This is a genomic window from Bacillus pretiosus (genome assembly GCF_052947655.1).
On sequence record NZ_CM129593.1, the window covers coordinates 2,959,036 to 2,981,679 of the forward strand.

Annotated in this window: 26 protein-coding genes; 7 read left to right on the forward strand and 19 right to left on the reverse strand. The window is 34.9% G+C overall.

Going from position 1 to position 22,644, the window contains the following annotated elements:
* Window positions 1-107: 107 nt before the first annotated feature.
* The 3 genes from ACU8YW_RS15200 (at window position 108) to ACU8YW_RS15210 (ending at window position 2,286) form a co-directional block, all read left to right on the forward strand.
* Complete coding sequence (locus ACU8YW_RS15200; protein WP_149212707.1) at window positions 108-413, forward strand: iron-sulfur cluster biosynthesis family protein; 306 nt, start codon at window positions 108-110, stop codon at window positions 411-413.
* A gap of 33 nt (window positions 414-446) precedes the next feature.
* Window positions 447-1,217, forward strand: coding sequence for a DNA alkylation repair protein (locus ACU8YW_RS15205; RefSeq protein WP_426934628.1), 771 nt, complete (start codon window positions 447-449; stop codon window positions 1,215-1,217).
* Window positions 1,218-1,524: 307 nt separating this feature from the next.
* On the forward strand, window positions 1,525-2,286 hold the full coding sequence (locus ACU8YW_RS15210) for a class I SAM-dependent methyltransferase (RefSeq protein WP_088609217.1): 762 nt from the start codon (window positions 1,525-1,527) through the stop codon (window positions 2,284-2,286).
* Window positions 2,287-2,335: 49 nt separating this feature from the next.
* On the opposite strand, the gene ACU8YW_RS15215 is transcribed toward ACU8YW_RS15210, so the two are convergent.
* Both ACU8YW_RS15215 and ACU8YW_RS15220 read right to left on the reverse strand, forming a co-directional pair.
* Window positions 2,336-3,193 carry a PhzF family protein gene (locus ACU8YW_RS15215; RefSeq protein WP_097907971.1) on the reverse strand — a complete coding sequence of 286 codons (858 nt, stop codon included), beginning with the start codon at window positions 3,191-3,193 and terminating at the stop codon, window positions 2,336-2,338.
* A 209-nt stretch (window positions 3,194-3,402) separates the two neighbouring features.
* Entirely contained in the window at window positions 3,403-3,588 is a 186-nt protein-coding gene (locus tag ACU8YW_RS15220; protein ID WP_088063870.1) for an antitoxin VbhA family protein, read from the reverse strand.
* A gap of 225 nt (window positions 3,589-3,813) precedes the next feature.
* On the opposite strand from ACU8YW_RS15220, the gene ACU8YW_RS15225 reads away from it, so the two are divergent.
* On the forward strand, window positions 3,814-4,437 hold the full coding sequence (locus tag ACU8YW_RS15225; protein WP_033658741.1) for a CmcI family methyltransferase: 624 nt from the start codon (window positions 3,814-3,816) through the stop codon (window positions 4,435-4,437).
* 33 nt (window positions 4,438-4,470) lie between these two features.
* On the opposite strand, the gene lepB (ACU8YW_RS15230) is transcribed toward ACU8YW_RS15225, so the two are convergent.
* Window positions 4,471-4,992: a signal peptidase I gene (lepB, locus tag ACU8YW_RS15230; RefSeq protein WP_097907972.1), complete on the reverse strand. Its 522-nt coding sequence runs from the start codon at window positions 4,990-4,992 to the stop codon at window positions 4,471-4,473.
* Between the two features lie 82 nt (window positions 4,993-5,074).
* Window positions 5,075-7,228, reverse strand: coding sequence for a peptidoglycan D,D-transpeptidase FtsI family protein (locus ACU8YW_RS15235; protein ID WP_426934627.1), 2,154 nt, complete (start codon window positions 7,226-7,228; stop codon window positions 5,075-5,077).
* Window positions 7,229-7,507: 279 nt separating this feature from the next.
* Here ACU8YW_RS15235 and ACU8YW_RS15240 point away from each other — a divergent pair, with 279 nt between their 5' ends.
* Window positions 7,508-8,089 carry a hypothetical protein gene (locus ACU8YW_RS15240; RefSeq protein ID WP_426934626.1) on the forward strand — a complete coding sequence of 194 codons (582 nt, stop codon included), beginning with the start codon at window positions 7,508-7,510 and terminating at the stop codon, window positions 8,087-8,089.
* Window positions 8,090-8,144: 55 nt separating this feature from the next.
* On the opposite strand, the gene ACU8YW_RS15245 is transcribed toward ACU8YW_RS15240, so the two are convergent.
* The 8 genes from ACU8YW_RS15245 to ACU8YW_RS15280 all read right to left on the reverse strand — a co-directional run bounded on the left by ACU8YW_RS15245 (window position 8,145) and on the right by ACU8YW_RS15280 (window position 14,536).
* A complete protein-coding gene (locus ACU8YW_RS15245) occupies window positions 8,145-8,873 on the reverse strand; it encodes an NAD-dependent protein deacylase (protein ID WP_141555670.1) in 729 nt (242 codons plus the stop codon).
* A 75-nt stretch (window positions 8,874-8,948) separates the two neighbouring features.
* Window positions 8,949-9,596 (reverse strand): pyroglutamyl-peptidase I, encoded by a 648-nt coding sequence (gene pcp, locus ACU8YW_RS15250; RefSeq protein ID WP_426934625.1) that lies wholly within the window; start codon window positions 9,594-9,596, stop codon window positions 8,949-8,951.
* A gap of 15 nt (window positions 9,597-9,611) precedes the next feature.
* Window positions 9,612-10,574, reverse strand: coding sequence for a DUF979 domain-containing protein (locus tag ACU8YW_RS15255; protein ID WP_426934624.1), 963 nt, complete (start codon window positions 10,572-10,574; stop codon window positions 9,612-9,614).
* Between the two features lies 1 nt (window position 10,575).
* A complete protein-coding gene (locus ACU8YW_RS15260; RefSeq protein WP_426934630.1) occupies window positions 10,576-11,271 on the reverse strand; it encodes a DUF969 domain-containing protein in 696 nt (231 codons plus the stop codon).
* Between the two features lie 23 nt (window positions 11,272-11,294).
* The gene (gene pxpA / locus ACU8YW_RS15265; protein WP_426934623.1) at window positions 11,295-12,056 is read right to left on the reverse strand and encodes a 5-oxoprolinase subunit PxpA; all 762 of its coding nucleotides are present in this window, start codon (window positions 12,054-12,056) and stop codon (window positions 11,295-11,297) included.
* Window positions 12,057-12,075: 19 nt separating this feature from the next.
* Window positions 12,076-13,065: a 5-oxoprolinase subunit C family protein gene (locus ACU8YW_RS15270; RefSeq protein ID WP_426934622.1), complete on the reverse strand. Its 990-nt coding sequence runs from the start codon at window positions 13,063-13,065 to the stop codon at window positions 12,076-12,078.
* Window positions 13,056-13,769, reverse strand: coding sequence for a 5-oxoprolinase subunit PxpB (gene pxpB, locus ACU8YW_RS15275; RefSeq protein WP_426934621.1), 714 nt, complete (start codon window positions 13,767-13,769; stop codon window positions 13,056-13,058). Before pxpB ends, ACU8YW_RS15270 begins: the two co-directional genes overlap by 10 nt.
* A 14-nt stretch (window positions 13,770-13,783) precedes the next feature.
* A complete protein-coding gene (locus ACU8YW_RS15280) occupies window positions 13,784-14,536 on the reverse strand; it encodes an IclR family transcriptional regulator (protein WP_426934620.1) in 753 nt (250 codons plus the stop codon).
* A 253-nt stretch (window positions 14,537-14,789) separates the two neighbouring features.
* Here ACU8YW_RS15280 and ACU8YW_RS15285 point away from each other — a divergent pair, with 253 nt between their 5' ends.
* The gene (locus ACU8YW_RS15285; protein WP_426934619.1) at window positions 14,790-15,203 is read left to right on the forward strand and encodes a hypothetical protein; all 414 of its coding nucleotides are present in this window, start codon (window positions 14,790-14,792) and stop codon (window positions 15,201-15,203) included.
* A gap of 219 nt (window positions 15,204-15,422) precedes the next feature.
* On the opposite strand, the gene ACU8YW_RS15290 is transcribed toward ACU8YW_RS15285, so the two are convergent.
* The 5 genes from ACU8YW_RS15290 to ACU8YW_RS15310 all read right to left on the reverse strand — a co-directional run bounded on the left by ACU8YW_RS15290 (window position 15,423) and on the right by ACU8YW_RS15310 (window position 19,881).
* Window positions 15,423-16,148 carry an alpha/beta fold hydrolase gene (locus tag ACU8YW_RS15290; RefSeq protein WP_426934618.1) on the reverse strand — a complete coding sequence of 242 codons (726 nt, stop codon included), beginning with the start codon at window positions 16,146-16,148 and terminating at the stop codon, window positions 15,423-15,425.
* A 161-nt stretch (window positions 16,149-16,309) separates the two neighbouring features.
* Entirely contained in the window at window positions 16,310-16,861 is a 552-nt protein-coding gene (gene lepB, locus ACU8YW_RS15295) for a signal peptidase I (protein ID WP_088063882.1), read from the reverse strand.
* Window positions 16,862-16,884: 23 nt separating this feature from the next.
* Complete coding sequence (locus ACU8YW_RS15300) at window positions 16,885-17,562, reverse strand: copper homeostasis protein CutC (RefSeq protein WP_098858052.1); 678 nt, start codon at window positions 17,560-17,562, stop codon at window positions 16,885-16,887.
* A gap of 225 nt (window positions 17,563-17,787) precedes the next feature.
* Complete coding sequence (locus ACU8YW_RS15305) at window positions 17,788-18,933, reverse strand: stage II sporulation protein P (RefSeq protein ID WP_227557692.1); 1,146 nt, start codon at window positions 18,931-18,933, stop codon at window positions 17,788-17,790.
* 219 nt (window positions 18,934-19,152) lie between these two features.
* Entirely contained in the window at window positions 19,153-19,881 is a 729-nt protein-coding gene (locus tag ACU8YW_RS15310) for an ArsR/SmtB family transcription factor (RefSeq protein WP_426934617.1), read from the reverse strand.
* Window positions 19,882-19,950: 69 nt separating this feature from the next.
* On the opposite strand from ACU8YW_RS15310, the gene ACU8YW_RS15315 reads away from it, so the two are divergent.
* Window positions 19,951-20,421 carry a DinB family protein gene (locus ACU8YW_RS15315; RefSeq protein ID WP_075307790.1) on the forward strand — a complete coding sequence of 157 codons (471 nt, stop codon included), beginning with the start codon at window positions 19,951-19,953 and terminating at the stop codon, window positions 20,419-20,421.
* 197 nt (window positions 20,422-20,618) lie between these two features.
* On the opposite strand, the gene ACU8YW_RS15320 is transcribed toward ACU8YW_RS15315, so the two are convergent.
* Both ACU8YW_RS15320 and ACU8YW_RS15325 read right to left on the reverse strand, forming a co-directional pair.
* Window positions 20,619-21,767: an acyl-CoA dehydrogenase family protein gene (locus ACU8YW_RS15320; RefSeq protein ID WP_426934616.1), complete on the reverse strand. Its 1,149-nt coding sequence runs from the start codon at window positions 21,765-21,767 to the stop codon at window positions 20,619-20,621.
* 153 nt (window positions 21,768-21,920) lie between these two features.
* On the reverse strand, window positions 21,921-22,553 hold the full coding sequence (locus ACU8YW_RS15325) for a YdcF family protein (RefSeq protein ID WP_426934615.1): 633 nt from the start codon (window positions 22,551-22,553) through the stop codon (window positions 21,921-21,923).
* Between the last annotated feature and the right edge of the window lie 91 nt (window positions 22,554-22,644).

The following is a 22,644-nucleotide window of genomic DNA, read 5'->3' on the forward strand; positions in this document are numbered from 1 at the left end:
ACGAGCAAACAAATATGTTTGCTCGTTTTTTATTCCAATGCTTCTCCCTTCCCTATTCCTCCTGTTTTTGCAATAATAAAGGAAATATACATAAAGGTTGGGATACCATGAACATTCGCATTACTGATGAAGCAAAAGCAGCTATACATAGATTAGAACGTGAAGACAAAAAAATCATTCGCATTAGAGGAACAATGACAAACTCTTGCAGTATTTTCGTTGATGTTGATTTAATTTGGGATACATATGATGCAGATTATGTTGTATATGAAGATGCTGAGTTTATCGTACAAATGGATTCATTTACGAAAGACTACACTGGTGATACGGTGACACTTGATTATAAAACGACAGGTTTTAGTATTACGACTCCGAGTGAGACTTTAGTTTATGGGTTGTCGATTAAAAAATAAAAATTATTTTCAGCTGATCAATGAGGTGAAAAAATGGGTAATTATGTTCCGTTAAAATTTTTATTTAATGAAGAATTAGCAGAAATAATGGCTGATTCTATTTGTAAACACGATCCTAATTTCTCTAAAAGAAACTTCGTATCTTCCGTAACATGTAAAGTTGAAAATTTAGAGTTAAAGCAACGTATAGAAGTAATAGCAGATGAATTACACAATGTATTACAAAAAGATTTTAATGAAGCAATACATATTTTACTGAAAACATTGGGACCAGAAAATACAACAGAAGTAGGTACATTTACAAACGGATATATGTACATGCCTATTGCAAAATACGTTGAAAAATATGGGCTTAACGATTTTGAACCCTCATTTAACGCCATGTATGAAATAACAAAAAGAAATACTGCTGAATATGCTATTCGTCCTTTTCTTGAAACATACCATGATGGCACACTAGACATATTACAACAGTGGATTCATGACGAAAACAGCCACATTAGGAGATTAGTTTCCGAAGGTACAAGACCAAGACTTCCTTGGGCTAAAAAAATGGGAGCTCTGAAAGGTGACTTTAAGAACAATTTACAACTTCTTGAACCATTAATGAATGACCCGTCTAAATATGTCCAAAAATCAGTAGCCAATCATATTAACGATATTACGAAAGAAGATAAAGAACTCGTTTTTCAATGGTTGCAGCAGTTACGTGATAAACAGCATCCGGTTAATCCTTGGATTATAAAACATGGGTTAAGAACGGTGATAAAAAGTGGTAATTTGCCAAAAGATTTTTCTTTTTAAGTACTTTATACAAAACCGCTTATACTTCATTTTTGAAGTATAAGCGGTTTTCTCTTTCAAACATTACCCTTGTCTTAAAATATTTTGAAACATTTTTGGCTTATTTCGTTTAAACAACTACCTTCCCTACTAACTTCAAAGGATTTCCACTCAATTATCCCGAATATACAAATAACCACTCTAACAAGGAGCTAATTTATATGAATCTATTTGAACACGAAACGTAAAACCGTTCCCCTTTAATAAGAGGTCCTCCTTTTTTCTTTTCTCATCATATCATTTACTTACAAAATAGGAGGATACAATTATGAAACGTGATTTATTATTTTTAACTTTATTAGAAAGTGCTAATACAAATTTTAGCGGTTGGGATTTTTCTTTTATTTCAGAAACGGGTCGAATGAAGAGCGAGCCTTTATCGTGGTCATATGGCAGTACAGCTTTCCAACTTATGCAGCATGCAGAATCAATGGTAGATATGGGCACTGGCGGCGGAGAGTTTTTATCTATGTTACAACCGTTCCCATCAACTATTTTTGCGACTGAGGGCTATGCTCCAAACGTGCCGATTGCTCGGAAGAAATTAGAACCTTTAGGGGTTACAGTTATAGAGGTAACAGATGATACTGCTTTACCATTTCAAGATGGTCAGTTTAATTTAATCATAAATCAACATGAATCATATGCTGCTTCTGAAGTAAAAAGAATACTTTCTCCTAATGGAATATTTTTTACCCAACAAGTTGGTGGTCTCGATTGCGCGGAACTGAATGAGCAGTTTAACACACCGCTAAATAGCGAATTTGCAAGTTGGTCGCTTGAAGCGGCATGTTGTGAGTTAAAGGAAAATGGATTTACTATTTTAGAAGAAAAAGAAGAGTTCCCTTTTCAACGCTTTTACGACATTGGCGCTATCGTCTATTATTTAAAAGCGATTCCGTGGCAAATTCCTGATTTTACTGTCGAAGGTTACAATGAGGAATTATATCGTATACATGAAATCATCTTACAAAAAGGTTATTTTGATGTGAAGCAACATCGTTTTATGATTAAAGCGATTCGCGGTTAATCCTGGAGCATATGAAAAAGAGATGGATCTACCATCTCTTTTTTTATTTTCACTCAATATTTTCTATATTTAAACACTTCGTTTCACAGTAATAGCCTTTGCCACCAACATAAACTTTTTCTATTTTATTCTCGCTATCGGTTGCTAATTTAACTAATATTTCGGAAGGCGAGTGTAAAGAATAACCTTGTTCAAATACATAGACTTCTTTTTGTAAGTAGCGCTGTTCATAAAGGTAGCAAGCTAATGCACCGTTTGAAGTTCCAGTCGCTGCTTCTTCATTGATGTCGTATAGCGGAGCAAAGTTTCTGCATATAATTCGATTGTCATTAAAAGTATATAGATGCATCCCGACAACATTATAATACTTGCTGATTTCTTTAATTTTTTCAAAATTAGGTTGCATTGTATGTAATTGTGTTTCGCTTTTTATAGGAATTAAAATATCTTTTAAGCCCGTGGAGACAATTTGAATTGGGTATGTATTGTCTATATCTTTAATGTCAAAGCAGTCGATAAACTCATTTGGAGATATAACATCATAGAATATCGGTTCGTTTTGTTCCATGAATATGATGTCATCTTTTATGGTAATAGTAAGAACACCGCTGTTCGTTTCAATCGTATAGCGATTCTTGAAAAGTTTATTTACATGCATCAGTATCGCGAAAGAGCCAATTGTGGCATGACCACATAAATCAACTTCCTCTTTTGGTGTAAAATACTCAATTTTATAATCAGCAATTTCGGACTCTGATATAAATGCGGTTTCCGCATAGCCCAGTTGTTTGGCTATTGCCATTTTTTGAGTAGTGGTCAATGTATTCTCCATAAATACCACTCCTGCTTTATTTCCGCCTTTATGATCCTTGCTAAATGCACTTGCAACATAAACAGATATTTTCATAAGACACCTTCCTTCCTCACTTATAGTAAATTGTAGCATATAACGTACTACGTATATATATTGTTGGATAAATTCATCATAAAGCTAGAGAAAAACTATTTTTTAGCATCTGAACTCTCCAAACATAGTTTGTCTACAGTCTGAGAGTTGGATCTACCATCTCTTTTTTCCCGTCTATTTAACAAAAGTTTGTGGTGCCTTCTAGATTGTTAAGTAAGTTCACGCCTTGCAATCGCATCAGCTAATGCGATGAATTGCTCATGCGTTATCTTTCCTGTTACCTTCGCTTTAATAATTTTTTCCATTTCTTTTGTAATAATCATACCCTCTATTGCTAGACTTGCTTTAGCTTCTTCGATAGCTTCATTTAGTTCTTCCTCACTTTTGAATGCCATAATTTAAGTTATCTCCTTCACATCATTTTCATTTCCTTTTCTAATGAAGAAAATTGTGTACTTATACATACATCCATTTCCTTTCATTTACACATGAGTTATTTAGCTTATTTTTAAGTAAAAACACTCGCCTTACAATTCCTTACTACATAATATATAGTACAACTTTCATACGTAAGCACTTTACGTAAAGCGAAAGAATCCTTTTTAGAAAGGAGAATTAACATCGATACTATAAGCAATGAATTTCTAAAACTTTATTACGACAGCAACGTTTGGTTACATGATACACATTGGCTCGGGGTCCCCATTTTCAAACTTCCCTCTGATCTTTTTTTGTATCAAGAAATTATTTACGAATTAAAACCCGATTTAATTATTGAATGTGGCACTTGTTATGGTGGTAGCGCATTGTATTTAGCTTCTATATTAGATTTAATTGGAAAGGGGCACGTTGTTACTATTGATATATTCCCTCAACCAAATCGTCCATCCCATGACCGAATTACGTATGTAACAGCTTCTTCTGTTTCTGTACATGCCGTTCAAACTATATTAAATATGCGCAAGCCTGATGATGTGATTTTAGTTATTTTAGATTCAGACCATAGTAAAGAGCATGTATCAAAAGAACTTTTACTTTATAAATCTATCGTTACTACTGGTAGTTATATTATTGTAGAGGATACATCTATTAATGGAAATCCTGTTTCTCCCGATTGGGGCCCTGGACCGATGGAAGCTGTTGAAGAGTTTTTAGCTAAAAATAACAACTTCATAATCGATGAATCTAAACATAAGTTTTTCATATCATTTAATCCAAAAGGTTTTTTAAAGAAGATAAAGTGAAACTTTAATAAGTGGGGTTATACATAACCCCACTTATTCTATGACCTTCATTTTTGAAAAAGGATAATATACAAATTCCACTTTGCCTATTATATTATCTTCTTCAATATATCCTAAGCCATTTCGACTATCTCTACTAAGTTCACGGTTATCTCCCATTACAAATAATTTATTTGGCGGGATTTTTGTCTTTTGAAAGTTAGAAAACACTTGCGTATTATTAAATAAATCTTTATTTGTATACGGTTCTTCTTGCTTTTTATCATTCACATATACTGATCCATTCGTTATGTTAATTACGTCACCAGGAAGTCCTATTACTCGTTTTACATAATATTTCGACTCATCCTCTTCCTTTATAATGACAATTTCTCCGTGCTCTAAATTTGAAAAATGTACTGCTGCTTTATTTACAAATACGTAGTCTTCTTCATATAAAGTCGGTTGCATCGATTTCCCTTCCACTTTACATAAAGTAAAAGAATGATAGGCTACTACCAAAACAAAAACGAAGAGTATGTATTTCCCCCAGCCTCTTTTAATCTCCTGTTTCATTTCCATTCCCACCTTATTTAAACGCTTAGTCACTCAAAAAATATATCACTGCACAATATATCTCCATGCAGTGATACTATTTTTACTGTGCCTTGTTCGGCTGTTCTACTGGGACTGGATTTCCACCCGCTCTTTTCGCTTTCAATTCAAAATATGAATCCAAAATCTCTTTACCAATCGCGGAATTAATTCCTGATTTGTCATCATTCACCCAAGGTACAACAACTGAAAAAGCAACTTCCGGATCAGCATCATATGGTGCATAACCGGCAAGAGTTAAATTATAACATTTTTTTCGGTTATTGTTTTCATCTCTTCCAATATCACTTTCTCCACCGTATACAGTTTCAGCTGTTCCTGTTTTTCCAGCTGGTTTATACGGTAATCCTTTAAACGTTGCAGTACCTGTTCCGTCAGTTTCTTGAAAAACTCTTCTAAATCCTTCTTTTACATGATTAATGTATGAAGTGTCCATATCCACTCGATTTAAAATAACTGGTTCAATAGACCGAACAACTTTTCCAACATCCTCTGGTCTATGTGGTTGCTCTCTCACTTCTTGTACAATTTGTGGTTTCATTCGGTAACCGCCGTTTGCAATTGTTGAAATATACTGAGCAAGTTGCAGCGGTGTATATGTATCGTACTGTCCAATCGCATAATCAAGTAAAAAACCAGGTATGTTATCCGTTCTACCCATTTGACCAATCGATTCATTCGGCAAGTCAATTCCAGTCGGTACACCTAATCCGAACTGTCTAAAATAGTAGCGCATTTTATTAAATGTCTCTAGTTTAATGTCTAACGGATTGTTTGGTACATAATTTATACCTGCCATTTTTAATGCTGTATTAAACATGTAAACATTCGATGAAACTTGTAAAGCTCTTAAATCATCAATATCACCAAAGTCTTTCCACGATTTCTTTGGTTTAGAACTTCCTTTAAAATACATTGGTGCATCAAAGAAGTGCGTATACGGCTTAATTGCTTCAGTTTGATATCCGGCTAATAACGTAGCCCCTTTCACAGTTGACCCTAACTCATAAGAACTTGTCATCGTTCCTAAAGCGAAGTCTTCTATTTGCATGCCACCATCTTTATTTACAATTTTCTTTCCACCCATTGATAAAATTTGCCCGTTTTTCGGGTTCATCATTACGACGAATGCACGATCCATCATTGGCTCTGCAGAATGAAATGCTCGTAAATTCTTTTCAAGACTTTCCTCTACTTTTTTCTGTAACTCCATATCAACAGTTAACATTAAATTATTTCCGCTTTTTCCTTCAGTCACTTTTTCCGTCCGAATAATATTCCCCGCTTTATCCGTAATATTTTTAGACTGTTCTTTCGTTCCATGTAATGCATCTTCGTACTGTTTCTCGATATAGCTCTTACCAATGCGATCATTTCGGTTATAATCACGCACTAAATAATAATCTAACTGTTCTCTTGGCAAGCCCTCATTTTCAGTAGAAACGCTACCAAGTATGGAACGAAGTATTTTATCATTTGGGTATTCACGTTCCCAATCGACTGTCGTATCCACTCCTGGTAAACTTGCCAATCTTTCACTTACGATTGCATATTCATTTTGACTTACATCTTTTTTAACAATTTGCGGCGTCATTTTATATCCCGCATTCATCCTACTTTTAATTGCTAGTACTTCTAGATCCTCTTTTGAAAGTTCGCTTAATTCTTCTGGCGTAATTCTTTCACGGCGCAACTCTTCAACTTTTTTATCTAATTCTTTCCCCTCAATCTCTTGCTTCCTAAATGCACTCTCATCTTCTTTCGTTACTTTTTCTGCTGCTCGTTTTTCATTTAGCTGCATCCAAAAATCTTTTTTATCGGTTTCTGTCAACTTATTGATATCTTCTGGCGACATTTCAATAAGTTGGGCTAAATTTCTTGCTACTTGTAAAACTTCTTTCGAATCTACCCCTTTCATTTTCGTATATGTAACGGTTCGTAGTGGTTTATTATTTACAATGACTTGACCTTGCCGATCAAACATTTTCCCTCTAGGAACAGGAGTGCTTACCGTTACATCTTCCTTTTTGTTCACTTCATTTCTATACGTTTCTCCATCAATGATTTGTACTTTACCTAATTGAATTATAATAGCTGAAAATAAAAGAAAGACGATAAAAAATAGTACATTTAATCGAAATGGTATATGAGTCTTTTTCTTTTTCGATTGTTTCTTCTGCTCCTTTTTCTGTCTCATTTCGCTCCCTCGCTTCATTCTATTAACATTTCTACATAGAACCATTATGTATCAAATTTATTTATATGATATATATAGAATTTTATATTAATTACAAAAGAAATAAAAGATTTAATTTTCAGTATTTTAATTTTACATCCTATTTATTACCATTCCCTTAATTCGGCATAACATGAATTTTCTTCTAACAGAAAGAGTGTATACAATTGTTTTTTTATACCATTCATTTACATTTCTCTGTATACTAACGATAAAAGACATTACTAAGGAAAACATGAAATGACAGATCCATTCACAATACATACTAATACGGCATATTGTTTAAACTTTATGATTTATATTCAAAACATTTATCTCAACCAACAAGAGAATAGAGAAAATTTGCGTTTTCCTTACATAGCAAGACAATTAAATTTCTCTACTGACTTTGAAGATCATTTCAAAGAATTATGGCATATACTTCGTAAACAAATTGCTAACGACCGATATGATTTACAATTTTTTTATGAGGAAAATAATATCTTTTACGAGAAGCTTTTTGACACTCAATTCTGTAATGAGGAATCCTTTAAAGAAATGCTGTATAGTTTTAAAGTATGGTGGACTAGCATAGTAGGTCAGCATTCATTAGAATGGTCTGTAAGTGAGTATAGTACGCAACTTTATAACGACTTAGTTTTATACTTAAAACAAAACGAAATTGAACCTTTACAACCGCTACACATTAGCTTACTTTATGACGATTGTGTATTCGCTAAAGATAATATTACTTCTTACTCTGCTGTTTTACCTACGAAACACTTTTTTATAAATTATAGAGATGTGGTTACTACATTATCGACCTGTTTTCATGTGGCTTAAAACAGTAATTATTCAAATAAAAAACTGAGGTGAATACCTCAGTTTTTTTGATAACTTATTTCATTGAAGATAACCCTTCAACAAACTCACCAATCTTATTTTGAAAAACAAAATCAAAGTTATATTCTTGCCCTGTTAACTCTTCATTTACTAAAATTGTCGTTGCCCCTATTTCCCTCTTTGCGATTTGTGGGAATGAAGCGACAGGTTGTACTTTTAACGACGTTCCCATAACGATAAGTACATCTGTTTCATATAAACGTGTTATCGCATTTTGATATTGCGGCAATGTATCTCCGTATAAAACAACGTCTGGATTTAAAATGAAATTACACTTCTCGCAGCGAGGTACTTCATGATCAATCATATACTGTAAATCATATCCCGCTTTACACTTCGGACAATGTGCTGTTTGAAGTGTTCCATGTAGATCAATGACATGTTTACTACCACCTAATTGATGTAAACCGTCAATATTTTGCGTTAAAATCGTAATATCTTTCCCTTGTTCTTCTAATTGAGCTAAAAAGTGATGGCCACGATTTGGTTTATATTGATGAAACGTATTAATTTGAAAGATTTCTTTATAATGCTTCCAAAACTCTTTCGGGCTTCTATTATAATATCCTCTTGATAAATACATCTCCACATTCGCATCAGCATACAATCCATCTGCTGAACGGAAATCGGGGATACCACTTTCCGTACTTGCACCAGCGCCTGTTAACACTGTAATTTTCTTCGCTTTTTCTAAAATTGAACGTACTTCTTCAAATTGTTGCACAAAAATCACCTCTATGTATTTTCCTATACTTATTATACCAGTTGTTTACAGGAGGTGTTGCATGATTCATTTTATTTAATGCGTGGTGCCCCCAATTTCAACAATATCCACCTCAACTGTCGTCGTTACCTCAACCGCCAGTTCTATCCCTTTACCAATAGTAGACAGTGACATACTCGGTTGGCCTGGATAGTTACTCGCTTGTTCTGGTAAGAACGGAATATGAATAAATCCGCCTTTTATTTTCTTATCACGCTTCTCTAATTCATGCATGAGACCGTAGAATAAATGATTACAAACGAATGTACCTGCTGTTTGTGAAACGGAAGCTGGTATGCCTTCTTCTTGAAGTCTTTTTACAATTGCTTTTATCGGAAGTGTAGACCAATAGGCAGCTGGTCCTTCTTCCACAACCGGTACATCTATCGGCTGATTCCCTTCATTATCAGCAATTCTTGCATCATCAACGTTAATTGCGACACGCTCTATCGTAATATCTGGTCTACCTCCAGCTTGTCCGATACATATAATCATTTCAGGGTTTAGTTCTTCTATATATTCTTTTAAAACTTGTATTGATTTATGAAATACAGTTGGTACTTGTTTACTAATAATCTTGTATTCTCCGATTGTCTTTTCATGCAAACTTTTTGCGACTTCCCAAGCTGGATTAATGCTTTCTCCGCCGAACGGGTCGAACCCTGTTAGTAATACTGTTTTCATAGTTTTCCCTCCTAATTAGAAACGATATACAAGACCGTACATAATAAACATATTTATAATAAAGATTGAAAGAGCAATTGGTACTTGCGCTTTAATAACTGCATTTTTATCTTTTAGCTCTAAAAGCATTGCCGGAACGATATTAAAGTTTGCTGCCATTGGAGTAAGTAGCGTTCCGCAATATCCAGCAAACATACCGAGTGCTGCCATAATTGCCGGGTTTCCTCCGTGCATTTGAACAATTAAAGGTAAGCCAATTCCGCCAGTAATAACGGCAAACGCTGCAAATGCATTTCCCATTACGACTGTAAAGAGCATCATTCCTAAACAATATGCCATAACAGCAACGAACGGATACTCTGTCGGTAATACTTGACCGACTAAATCAGAAACGACTTGTCCAACGCCAGATTTCGCGAAAATACCGCCAAGTGCTGCTAACATTTGTGGTAAAATGACAGCCCAGCCGACAGCTTGTAATAGTCTGCTTCCTTCTTGAACAGGCGTTGTTATTTTCGATTTTGTAATACGCATCGCGGCAATGAATGCAAGTAATGCCCCAAGTGCTAATGCAACTAATGTGACTTTATCCGGATCAACAAGAGAAACATTTCCCCATTTGATTTTCCCTAACGTTAACGTACCGATAATTGTAAAAATAGGAATTAATAGTGCAGGCATAAAAATTTTATTTTTTAATTTCTCCGCATGTTTCACACGTTCTTGTACTGGTACTTCTTTCTCCTCTGACTTTGTTACTTTATTTAATGAAGCTAATACGACCATAGCAAGTACGATACAGCCAACATAAAACGAAGGGATTACATTTCCGAATAAAAAGGTAACTGCAAATAACGCCCAAAATGAGCTAGAACCAAATCGATTTGGATGTTCACGATCAAAGGCAATACGAACGGCGATAAAAGCAACGATTATTCCTAATACGTAATAAATTGTATCCATTGTGATGATGTTCATTTTATATTGCCTCCTTCTCTTCTTTTTCTTTTGATGCCATCGTTTTCGCTATATATTTATCAAATCTTCTAAATCTGATCCAGCTTACAATAAGTGCTGATATTGCAGTTGGAATGCCCCAAAGCGCCATATCCCATACACCGACATGCATACCTACTGAATCGAAGAATCCTTTCATTAATAAAATAGCTCCAGTCGCGATAAATATATCCTCTCCGAAAAACCATGCTGTATTTTCCGCAGCTGCTGCATTTGCTTTAATCTTTTCTCTCAACTTTTCAGGAAGTTTACCATATCTTCCTTGCGCAGCTCCCTCTGCCATTGGCGCAACGAGCGGTCTTACTGTTTGTGCATGACCACCAATGTTCAGTCCAAGCGCTGCTGATGATTCTCTTATCGTAAAATATGACATTAATACTCTTCCAGTTGTTGCGCCTTTTGATTTCGTTATAAGTGCTTCTGCTCTTTCTTTTAAACCGTAACGCTCTAAAATTCCGATTACCGGTAAAGTTAATATAATTGGCATAGACATATATCTATTTTCTATGAAAAACTTACCGAACATGCTGATCACATCATAAAAGCTTAATCCCGAAACCATACCCGTAACAATACCTGCAACCATAACTACTAAAAGTGTATTCAATCTAAATAAAAAGCCCACCGCAACAAGTAATATCCCGATTAATTTCACCAATTCCAACACTTCCCCTCATTTTTTTATTTCGGTGCACAAATAGAAATACCATTAAGTTCGAATGTTCTGTATATTTCCCCCGCAAATTGGACTGCTTTCTCTCCATCACCATGTAAACAAATTGTTTGTGCGTGAACCGCTACTTTCTCTCCGCTCACCGCGTTTACATACCCTTCTTTCACCATTTGAAGCACTTGCTTTATCGCTTCGTCTTCATTTTTTATGAGCGCATTTTCTTCTGTCCGGCTCGTTAACGTTCCATCTTGCTTATACGTACGATCTGCAAAAGCTTCTTGTACGAGAGTTACATTATATTTTTCCGCAGCCTGTATAAACGCCTCGCTATTTGCTAATCCGTAAAGTAATAGATTGGGATTACTATGATAAATTGCCTTCGTGATTGCATCTGCAATTTCCGGATTTGTCGCCGCCATATTATATAGGGCACCGTGCGGTTTTACATGATGCATTTTCCCGCCTGCCGCTTTCACAAAAGCATCTAATGCGCCGATTTGATATAAAACGTAATCGTATACTTCACTTGCTGAAACATTCATGTTTCTTCTTCCAAATCCAATTAAATCAGGAAAACCAGGATGCGCGCCAATTGCTACGTTATGCTGCAGTGCCTTTTCGACCGTTTTCCTCATTACAGTCGGATCACCCGCATGAAAACCACAAGCAACGTTTATAGAGGAAACGAACGGAAGAATTTCATCATCATTCCCCATTTTATAAGCTCCAAAACTTTCTCCTAAATCACAGTTTAAATCGATTGTCGTCACGATGTTTTCCCTCCCAATGTCAGCTTCGTAAAGCGATGAATCTCTTTAATAGACTCATATTTACTTCTTGTTCTATGTACAATTGTTCCGCTTCTTCAAGCGTAATTTTCTCAAATGAAACATAGTCCCCCGGTTTTAGCTGAGCAAGAAGAGGTAAATCTACTGAAATGATATTTCCCATTCTCGGATAGCCACCTGTCGTTTGCCTATCTGCCATTAATATAATCGGCTGTCCACCGTTTGGCACTTGAATCGTTCCGAATGTAACGGGGCTCGATAAAATCTCTTTTTCTTCCACTCTATTTAAAACTTCTCCTTCAACTCTATAACCCATACGGTCAGCGTAATTAGATACTTTATACTCTTTCGTAAAAAATGCCTTTATACTTTCTTCTGTGAATTGATCATATTCAAAGTTAGTTATGACACGCAGCTTAGGATACTTTTTATACTTTGGCAGTACGCTGCTGCTAATTGCCCATTTCGTTTTGTTTCGCTCATCGTTTTGTAAGTTTTGAATGCAATGACTCGCCATTTCTGTGTGCGTTCCAATTTGAAAATAATCTCCCTTTTTCAGCATTCTTCCTTCAATACCACCAATTGCAGCACGTATGTAAGTACTTTTGCTTCCCATTATGCGATCAATCTGTATACCACCTGCAAAAGTCACATACGCTCTGCAACCGCTTTTCACTTTCCCAAAACAAAGCATACTACCTTCTTCCGCTAAAATGGGACGCCATAATGGAATACGCTTCCCATTCAGTAACGGCTCCATATTTGCTCCGCCAATCGCAAGTAAAGTCGTTTTCTTTATTAACAATTTAGGCCCCATAATTGTCATTTCAAGTCCTGCTTCATTCTCTTTATTACCGACCAACATATTGATCATCCGAAGTGCACTTTGATCCATAGCCCCGCCAACTGGTACACCGTATTGTTGATAATGAGATCGCCCTAAATCTTGGACTGTTGTAAACATCCCCGCATGCAAAACTTCTACATCCATTCTTTAGCCCCCTCAAGTGATACGTACTCTTCCTTCGTTATTGGGATAAATCGTAAATACATACCGCTTTGAATATATGTTGGTGTTTCTTCTTCTGGATTAAATAAGGAGATTGGTGTTCGGCCAATAATATTCCATCCACCCGGTGTTTCAAGCGGATATATACCTGTTTGATTTCCTCCAATCCCTACTGAACCAGTAGGTATTTGTAACCGTGGTATTTCTTTTCTAGGTGTTTCTAGTTCTTTTGATAGTCCTCCTAAATACGGGAATCCTGGTGTAAAGCCTAACATATATACAAAATATGTTGTTTCACTATGTATGCGAATGACATCCTCCGCTCGTAATCCTCTATAATGTGCGACCTCTTCTAAATCAGGTCCATATTCTCCACCGTAGCAAACAGGTATAGAAATATGTTCCATATCCTGATTTAATTCTTCTTGATACGAATTACAAAGCTCCTGTATATACCGGCAAACGTAATGATATGATCCTTCACTTCTCCCATTTCGCTTCCATACTTCGTATACATTGTAGTAGACCGCTAATGAAGTGAAAGATGGTACACACTCAACCATTCCTGTAAACGGATGCCGTCTCAACGCTTGAAATAATCGCTGCACTTTTTCGTATGTCTCCATCCCAATTTCTTCACTAAATGTAACAATAATTGCTTGATCCCCTAACGCAGAAAATTTCATCCTACTCCCTCTTTCTATGCCAAAAAGCCGAGTTCTTTCGAAATTCGATGTGCTGTTTCTTTCACCTTCGCAATAAAATATGCAATGTTACTTTCGTTATACTCAATTGCTAATCCCGAAATACTAATACCTGCTACAACCGTTCCATCGCTTGCGAAAATGGGCGCTGCTATAGCCGCTGTATGATTTTCTAACTCAGAGTAGCTAATTGTATGTCCTTCCTTTTTCGCCACTTGTAACACTTCTAGCAATTGTTTCTTATCCACGATTGTTCCATCTGCACACTGTTTTAAATCCGTTTCCTCTACGTATTTCCGTTTCTCTTCCTCAGAGAAATACGAAAGTAAAATTCTCGGACATGCGCCAGCATAAAGCGGTGCTCTTCTTCCAACAGCTGTATACACGCGTACAGGCTGAACACCTTCCATCTTTTCCACATAAATCGCGTCATTACCATCTTGAATAATTAAATTAACTGCCTGTCCTAAACTATTTCTAAGCTCTTTCATATATGGAATCGCAATATTTCTTACGGATAATCTTTGTGAAACAAGTTGACCGAACCGTAAAAAAACGACTCCTAGACGATACTTCCCCTTCTCATTTTTTTGTAAAAACTCCATTTCTTCTAACGAGCCAATTAAACGATAAACAGATGTTTTCGGCATACTCGTAAGCTGAACCATCTCTGTTAAACTTAGCTCTTCATGCTCATAAAACAACTCTAAAATATCCATTGTCTTAACTGCCGTTTTATTTATACTCATTCTATCTCCCTCTTGTTCCGAATTTCGGAACTTAAATTCCGTTTTTCGAAACAAACATATAATTTAAAATTATAAAATATTCTTTCAATTCTATCAATATTTTTTTAAGTACATGACCCGATATATTTTGTCAGTAATTTAAAAAACATAAATAAATTAAATGCATTTGTAAATTTTTACACCAAACTATTACATTGCCAATACATTTTAATTATCATAATATGTTTAAAATAAAATATAAGGAGTGTTTCTTTTGAAAAATCTGCTAGTAATTCCTGCTATTATGTTATCTTTTTGTATAGGTTATAATGTGACATTTGCCACAAATGAAGATACTTATTCAACCGCTAAAGTTGGACAAAATCATAAAATAGCGAACGAAGAAATTCATTATTTCGGATCAAGTATCTCTAGCTTTAACTATTCTCACGGGGATGAATTAAGCCTTCTTGTAAAAAATATAGGGGATTCTCCTTTTAGTTACACTTTGTATAACACTAAAGGCGCTTGGATGATTGACGGAACTTTAAAACCTGGGGAACAAGCAATCAATGAATTTAATATAAATTGGAGTGATTGGCTTCCTGAAGGTGAATACAAAATAAAATTTAGAAATAATGATGGTTCTCTTTCAAAAGTTCAAGTTATAGCAAAACCTAACATTTAAATAAGTAGGACAAAAAAAGATGATTTCTGTATTCCCAGAAGTCATCTTTTTTAAATTCCATTTAATTTGTCAGTATACTTTTTCGCTTCTTTCATGACAAGATCTGTTACCTCTAGTTTATTTACAAATATTCTAGAATAAATCTAGGCTTGTACTGACCATCTTTAAGTATCTTTTCAACTTTATATATAGTTAACGTCTGAGTACATTTTTCAGTCCTCAACTTGACTTTTCTTTCAAAAACTTTAAAATTTCTTGGTTGAATTGTTGGGGATTTTTTCGTGCAAATGTATGTCCCTGTCCAGAAACTGAGACAAATGAAGCATTTGGAATTGTCTTTGCTAAGTATATGGAATGTTTGCGTTTTATAATGTCATGCTCCCCAACCAATATTAAAGTCGGGCAACTTATTTGTTTTAAATCTAATTCTGAGACACCAATATCATGGAGTAACAAACTGAGAATGGATAGTTTCTGCTGTATTTTCTTACTAAATAAGGAAGGAATGAAAACAAAACTATACAATGCATAAATAGCTGCTAACACTAAAAAACGAACTCCACTTGTTTTTGTGTTTCCTGCATTTAAAACGAGTCGATGAACGTATTCGGGATACGAAGTAGTAAACATCATTGCTAAGTTGGCTCCATCGCTAAACCCGAGAAAGTCTGCTTTCCGAATGTTTTCTAAAAGCATTATTGTTTTCAAATCATCGACCATTAGTGGGAAGTTTAAATTTTTGGAGACGTTAGTCGAACGCCCATGCCCACGGCTATCGACTAAGAATATTTGAAAATACTTTTCCAATTCAGGCATCTGCTTAGAGAAATATTTCCCGCTGCCACTATTCCCATGTAATAAAAATAGTGGAAGACCTCGTCCGCTTTTCTCGTAATAAATTTGACTGCCATCTGCCATAATAGCATATTTCCTTTCTTTTTCCACAAAATCACCTACTCGTAATATATATCATCAAGGCGACAAACCTTTTCTTGCTTGCTTCTTAATAGTCTTTTATTTTCAATTGATTTATTATACAAAAAACACCCTATAAAATAGATTTTTTTCGGGTGTCTATTCTATAGGGTATTATATTTCATACTTCTTTATAGCGCTCTTACTTGTTTCAACGGCCAGAAAACAGCTTGGCCTTTTCCGACAATTTCATCTTCTGAAATAAATCCGAACATTCGACCGTCTTTCGAAACTTCACGATTATCTCCTAAAACAAACACTTGGCCTTCTGGCACTTTCGTTTTTCCAGTGATTTGTTCTAACGTAAAGTCTGGAGTTAATACACGGCCTGCTGCTTTTTCTTTAAACTCTTTTAAATATGGTTCTTCCATCGCTGTTCCGTTTACATATAAAACATCGTTTTTATATTCCACTGTATCGCCTGGTAAACCAATCACTCGTTTTACTAAATCGTATCCTTCTTTTCCGTGGAAGACGATAATATCAAAGCGATCTAATCCACTTATACTATAACCAATCTTATTCACAAGAACTCGTTCGTTATTTTCTAAAGTAGGCATCATCGATTCACCTTGTACTAATGAAGGTGTAAATAAAACACCGCGAATAATAGCAATTAATACAAGAGTAAATCCTATCGTTTTAGCCCATGAGAATAATTCTTTCTTCGTATTTTCCTTCATCGTTTCTCCTCTTTCTTAACTGTTTATTGTATGATTTGAACTAATTCTTGTACTAAATTAAGATCAATTTCAGAAAAACATGATTTCCCTTCTCTTACCGCTGTACCGACATGAGCTTGCGAAATTCCAGTTTCATCTAGCAATCGCTTTATATTTTCTTTCGTCACGCCAGCTCCAGCAACAAGTTGAATTTGACCATCGCTTACCTTTTGCATTTCTGCAAGCACCGGAATATTCTCTACTATATTTCCTTGTCCACCTGAAGTTAAAACGTGAGTCACTTTATGAAACTTCTTTAAAGTTTTCATCGCTTCTACTGGATTCTCTATATCATCTATCGCTCGGTGATACGTTACATTTATTCCATCTACAACAGATAGTAAATTCGCTAATTTCTCTTCATCCACTTCATTTCGTTCGTTTAATACACCTAATACAACACCAGCTGCACCTAACTTCTGCGCAATGATAATATCTTCCTTCATCATTTCAATTTCTTCTTCCGTATATGTAAAAGACTTCGCATGCGGACGAATCATAACGTGAATCGGTATATGTACTGCTTCTACCGCTTTTTTAATAAATGCATAACTCGGCGTTAAACCGCCTTCTGTATAAGATGTAATTAATTCAATTCGCTTCCCGCCAGCTCGTTCAATTCGTTTCACATCTTCTAAACATGTTGCAATAACCTCTAGCATGAGATGACCTCTTTTCGTGCTTTTTTCTTATTATACAGTAGCTGAAATAAGAAACATAGCATTCTCCTATAAAACTGTAAAAAGAAGAATGAAAAGAAAGATTTTTTTTATTGATTGCCTTCATTGTTAATATTATATTCTACTAAAAAAGGAGTAACCCCTAGAACTTCTGACTAGGTGTCACTCCTTTTTATTTTACAAAAATACTAGGTTTCCCCTATACATTTAGTTATTTTTCTTAGTTACTTCATTATAATAGTGGCTAAATGCTTCTACTAATGCGTCAACTGACGCATACAATTCTTCTGGTGTATTATCTACCCCTCCCATTTCAATAAGTAATGCATTGGGAGAAAGGTCTTGATTATATACTCCGTTCCCGCTTTTACGATCTTTAATAAAAATCCCTCGGCTTAAACCGTAATACTTCTCATCTAAATATGAATTTATTGCCGTTACTATTTTTTTATTTTTTTCATAGTTAGGATTTTCTCGTCCTAAAATAAAATAGAGCCGAGCATAATTCTTTCCGTTAATATTTTTTGTTGTAATATTTTTTCGTGCATCGTCTCTATGAAGGTCCATTGGAAACATAATATTTTTATCTTGTGCTAATTTATCTTGTAATATTTGACGGGATCCTTTGTAAGATTGGGCCCAATTTAAATTTTTATTTCGCAGAAAATCCCTCATATTTGTCGTATCATGTGAAACACCTATTCCTTTTTCTTCTAACTTTTGTTTTAAATAGTTTCCAACAAACGTAATATTCACTTCATTATTTGTACTGGAAGCATCATCGGGTATCGTAGCACCTGGAATGAGAGGAATAAACGCTTCCCAACTATGTGTATGATAAATAAAAACTTTATTTTCACCGTTATTTTGTGTATTTGAATTTTCACCAGTAGAATTGTTTTCTTTCCCACTCTTTGGGTGTTTAATAGCAGTACCTTTATCTTTAATGTTATCTAAAGGAATACTGGATTCTTCAGGAATGTTCGTATAATCTGTTCCTTCCCCAGCAATTAATATTTCCGAATAAAATTGATTCATATTAGGAAGTTCTCTAGTTAATAAACTTCGGAGATCATTTACATTAATGTTTGTAGAAAGTGACAGTAAAAAAGATTCCAAAGACGCTCGTCCTTTTTCTTTATGAAATTCTTCTGCAAAATAACGATTTTCACTTCCTATCATATACATAAGACCTTTAGTAGAATTCGTTCCTAATAACTGATTCATATAAAATGATTTAAATACGCTGGAATTACTAGAAATGAAGAATGAAGTGAGGATACATATAATAGTGAATAAAATACATATCACTACATACCTTGCATTTAATACTTTCAGTTTCACTTTATTCATTTTATATCTCCCTTCATTTACTATATTCTTACGCTTAATTTTCAATGAATATGATTAATAATTTAATAGAACTGCCTCAAACTACTATGTTTTCATTTAACCTCTTTCCGTAAAGCAAATGAGGTTAAAGTTGCCATATGCAAATATCATCAAAGATTTTAAAACAAATCAAATAACCTGAGTCTATATAAATATAGAACTCAGGTTATTTAATACTGTTTACTCGATAGGAGGCACTGCATTTTGATGGACTTTTTTATTTTCCATGTCAATGCCTAATTGGTCTTTCAATAACTTCATACCTTTTTTTGTAAGATGGACGGCTCTATTCTTATCCGTTTTTGTAATCCATTCCTGTTCAAAAAATAGTTTTGCTATCGCAGATCCTAACCAACCAGAAATATGGTAGCGTCGTTCACTCCAATCAAGACAAGGTTTTGCAAATACCCTTCTCTTTATAGCTGCCGTTTCAATATTTATTCCAAAATTCAGAAACCATTGCTTACCTTGTTCCGTTACAATGTATTCTCCTTCCTTTAAAATTATAAATTCCCTATGTAGTAATTTTTCAGTTATCTCTACACCGAGTCTGCCTGCAAGATGATCATAGCAAGTTCGAGCATAACGAATTTGTTTTAATTGATCCGATTGTTTTAAAGACCGAACTTGGACTGATGGTGCAATTGTTCCTAACTTTTCAAGAACTTCTGCTACCTCTTGATTAGCAAGTCGATAGTAACGATGTCTACCATGTTGTTCAACTGTAAGTAGATTCCCCTCTACTAATTTAGAAAGATGAGAACTAATCGTTGGATGTGACACCTTTGCCATATAAGCCAATTCGCTAGCAGGTAGTGCCTGATTATTCATTAGACAATCTAAGATAATTGCTCTTGTAGGTTCAGCAATTAGTTTAGCTATATATGAGATATTCGGATATACATTCATATTTCGATGATACCCTAACTATTAAACTGATACAATTATTTTAAGTTTAATAGTAAAGGAGAATGTATTATGAATGCAATTGATCTTAGTATATTAAATTTGAAAGAAACGAGAAGACGCTCAGAAAAATTATGGAATTCTCTTCCCGATAATTTTCTTAATTGGAAGCCTGATCATGAGGCTATGTCCTTTGGTGAGATGATTCGTCATGTATGGAGCTCAACTTTTTATTATCATATGATTTTAAAAAACAACGGCTCAATAAATGATATACATTTCCCGTATGATGACGAGCCAATTACTTGTGTAAAAAAAGAAATTGAATTGGCACAATCGTACTTTACTGACTTTATAGAATATGTTCAATCCATAAGCATAGCTGAGCTAGATTCAACCCTTATTGATCGAAGCGATGTTGGCTATCAAAGATATTTAGGCGACATGCTATTACGAATTGCCTATCATGATGCGGTCCATGCCGGTCAATTTTTACAATATTTACGAATGATAAACTTGGAAAGACCTTTAATTTGGGATTAAAAGTTTCCAAACTAACATTGCAATAAATATTCTTTCAGCCAATAACAATCCAAAATCATGATAACCATTTATACTAAAAATCTACATCTCAATTTGGTACGTCGTACACATAAAAAGCACGTGTTCGATTACTAATCAAACACGTGCTTTCAAAACAACTATATTGTCCATAAACAATAAAATGTAAGTTAAAAAAACTACGACCGAAACGCCGCATCCGCTAACATAGATAGTGTTGCATCATCCATCGGCGGATTGTGCAATCCTGCTCTGACGTTTAAATAGTAACGATGAAGCGGATTTTTTTCTGATAAACTTTTTGCTCCTACGATGCGCATTGCTTTATCTACAATAGATATTGCCGCATTTGTTACAGCATATTTCACTGCTGCTAGTTCGGCTTGCAATGATAGTTTATCCTCTGTCTCATCGTACTTTTTCGCAATTTGATATAAAAAGACGCGAGCTTGCATAAGCTCAAGTTCTAATTCTCCAACTAATCTTCTAACATTCGGCAATAAACTAATAGAATGATTTAAACTATTTGGCTTGTATGATCCCGCAAACTGAACTGCATAATTTCTTGCTGATTGTGCAATTCCTAAATAACATGCTGGTATATGTAGCAACCAGCCAATACCCTTTTGTTTCACTTTCCCGCCCTTTACATCTGTAAAAAAGCGACTTTCTATCTCTACATTTTGTAAGACAAGGTCATGACTAGCAGTCCCTCGCATCGCAACGCTATCCCACGTTTCTTCAATGGATAAACCGAGCGTATTTCTCGGAATGACAAACTCTCCAACTTCTTCTCGCCCTTCAATACTCGCTGAAATAATAAAATAATCAAGTATTGGCGCCATCGTTGTAAAAGTTTTTCTTCCATTTATAATCCACTTCTCGCCTTGTTGAACCGCTATTGTTTCTGGCTTACCACCACGCGTCGGACTCCCTGTTTTTGGTTCTGTTGCTGCCCGATTAAAGAGTGCACCGTTACGTACTTCTTCGCAAAACCATTTAAACATCTCATCATTCCAAGAGTGATTTTCCGCTAGCTCTTTCACAATGCCAATATGCCAGCCAATCGATAACGCAGTAGCTCCGCAGCCTTCCGCGATTTTCTCTTGAAATAAAACAAAGTCATATAAAGAAATCGCACTACCACCAAATTCCTTCGGTAACGTTAATTTCGTATATCCGATATCTTTCAAATCACTTATATTTTCATACGGAAATGATCCTAATTCACTTAGTTGATGCTCTCTTTCCATGAACTTCGGAATCAATTTATTTATTTGTTCAATAATGAAAGATTGTTCTTCTGTTTCAACAAATGAGAGTGCCATACTATAATCTCCTTTATGTTCGATTCATCAACCGCTCACTTTTTCATTATGATTATATGAAGCTACCTCTCTATTGTTTCACTATTCCGATAAAAATACAATGTTTTTGACCAATAAGAAAAGTTCCCATTTAAAATAGGTTCTTTTCTTATATTAGTCTCCCTTCAATGCCTTTAACGGCAAAGAGGTTACATATCCAATGTACGAGAATAATTCTTTAAAGAAGAATGGTATTTCTGTGTCTAACGTTTTATATGCTGATGTCGGCGTTGGTGAAGCATACGCTTCAATATTAATATGTTTTGCGATTCTCATTGCGCGTTTCATATGAAGTGGATCACTTACAATCGTGTATGTGCGTATTCCGTTCTCTATTCCAACTTCCTTCGCATTCTTTAAGTTTTCTTCTGTGAAAAGGGATTTTGTTTCAATTAAAATATCTTCCTCTTTTACACCTTGTTTCATTGCATATACTCTTGCAGTACGCGCTTCCTCAAGTTCTGCCTCGAACTTTGTACCACCCGTAAAAATAATCTTTTTAATGTTTCCGTTCTTATATAAAGAAATCGCATGATTAATTCTTTCTTTAAATACAGGGGATGGTTTTCCATTCCAAGAAGCCGCTCCTAGTACGATACCAGCATCCGTTTTCATACTATCATCTGTTTTAAAACGATAGCTCCAAATATCGTAAGCTGCATAACTTACATATAAAATAGCAGAACAAGTCATTAGTAAAAATACTTGAAAGATTCGTCTTTTCTTACTTTTCTTATTTTCTTTCATTTGTAATTGCCTCCGTACATCATCCATACTTCTATAAAAAACATTTATATCAAATCGTTTTGTTTGAGTTTATTTAAAAGAAGGAACTTTA

What these genes read in the sequence shown, in the direction of transcription:
- lepB (WP_088063882.1), bottom strand. Translation starts at nt 16,861, where the DNA reads ATGAAGGAAAATACGAAGAAAGAATTATTCTCATGGGCTAAAACGATA.
- ACU8YW_RS15240 (WP_426934626.1), top strand. Translation starts at nt 7,508, where the DNA reads ATGACAGATCCATTCACAATACATACTAATACGGCATATTGTTTAAAC.
- ACU8YW_RS15310 (WP_426934617.1), bottom strand. Translation starts at nt 19,881, where the DNA reads ATGAATGTATATCCGAATATCTCATATATAGCTAAACTAATTGCTGAA.
- ACU8YW_RS15305 (WP_227557692.1), bottom strand. Translation starts at nt 18,933, where the DNA reads ATGAATAAAGTGAAACTGAAAGTATTAAATGCAAGGTATGTAGTGATA.
- ACU8YW_RS15270 (WP_426934622.1), bottom strand. Translation starts at nt 13,065, where the DNA reads ATGGATGTAGAAGTTTTGCATGCGGGGATGTTTACAACAGTCCAAGAT.
- ACU8YW_RS15215 (WP_097907971.1), bottom strand. Translation starts at nt 3,193, where the DNA reads ATGAAAATATCTGTTTATGTTGCAAGTGCATTTAGCAAGGATCATAAA.
- ACU8YW_RS15325 (WP_426934615.1), bottom strand. Translation starts at nt 22,553, where the DNA reads ATGAAAGAAAATAAGAAAAGTAAGAAAAGACGAATCTTTCAAGTATTT.
- ACU8YW_RS15255 (WP_426934624.1), bottom strand. Translation starts at nt 10,574, where the DNA reads ATGAACATCATCACAATGGATACAATTTATTACGTATTAGGAATAATC.
- ACU8YW_RS15205 (WP_426934628.1), top strand. Translation starts at nt 447, where the DNA reads ATGGGTAATTATGTTCCGTTAAAATTTTTATTTAATGAAGAATTAGCA.
- lepB (WP_097907972.1), bottom strand. Translation starts at nt 4,992, where the DNA reads ATGAAACAGGAGATTAAAAGAGGCTGGGGGAAATACATACTCTTCGTT.
- ACU8YW_RS15210 (WP_088609217.1), top strand. Translation starts at nt 1,525, where the DNA reads ATGAAACGTGATTTATTATTTTTAACTTTATTAGAAAGTGCTAATACA.
- pcp (WP_426934625.1), bottom strand. Translation starts at nt 9,596, where the DNA reads ATGAAAACAGTATTACTAACAGGGTTCGACCCGTTCGGCGGAGAAAGC.
- ACU8YW_RS15200 (WP_149212707.1), top strand. Translation starts at nt 108, where the DNA reads ATGAACATTCGCATTACTGATGAAGCAAAAGCAGCTATACATAGATTA.
- ACU8YW_RS15315 (WP_075307790.1), top strand. Translation starts at nt 19,951, where the DNA reads ATGAATGCAATTGATCTTAGTATATTAAATTTGAAAGAAACGAGAAGA.
- ACU8YW_RS15320 (WP_426934616.1), bottom strand. Translation starts at nt 21,767, where the DNA reads ATGGCACTCTCATTTGTTGAAACAGAAGAACAATCTTTCATTATTGAA.
- pxpB (WP_426934621.1), bottom strand. Translation starts at nt 13,769, where the DNA reads ATGAAATTTTCTGCGTTAGGGGATCAAGCAATTATTGTTACATTTAGT.
- ACU8YW_RS15220 (WP_088063870.1), bottom strand. Translation starts at nt 3,588, where the DNA reads ATGGCATTCAAAAGTGAGGAAGAACTAAATGAAGCTATCGAAGAAGCT.
- ACU8YW_RS15235 (WP_426934627.1), bottom strand. Translation starts at nt 7,228, where the DNA reads ATGAGACAGAAAAAGGAGCAGAAGAAACAATCGAAAAAGAAAAAGACT.
- ACU8YW_RS15280 (WP_426934620.1), bottom strand. Translation starts at nt 14,536, where the DNA reads ATGAGTATAAATAAAACGGCAGTTAAGACAATGGATATTTTAGAGTTG.
- ACU8YW_RS15300 (WP_098858052.1), bottom strand. Translation starts at nt 17,562, where the DNA reads ATGCTAGAGGTTATTGCAACATGTTTAGAAGATGTGAAACGAATTGAA.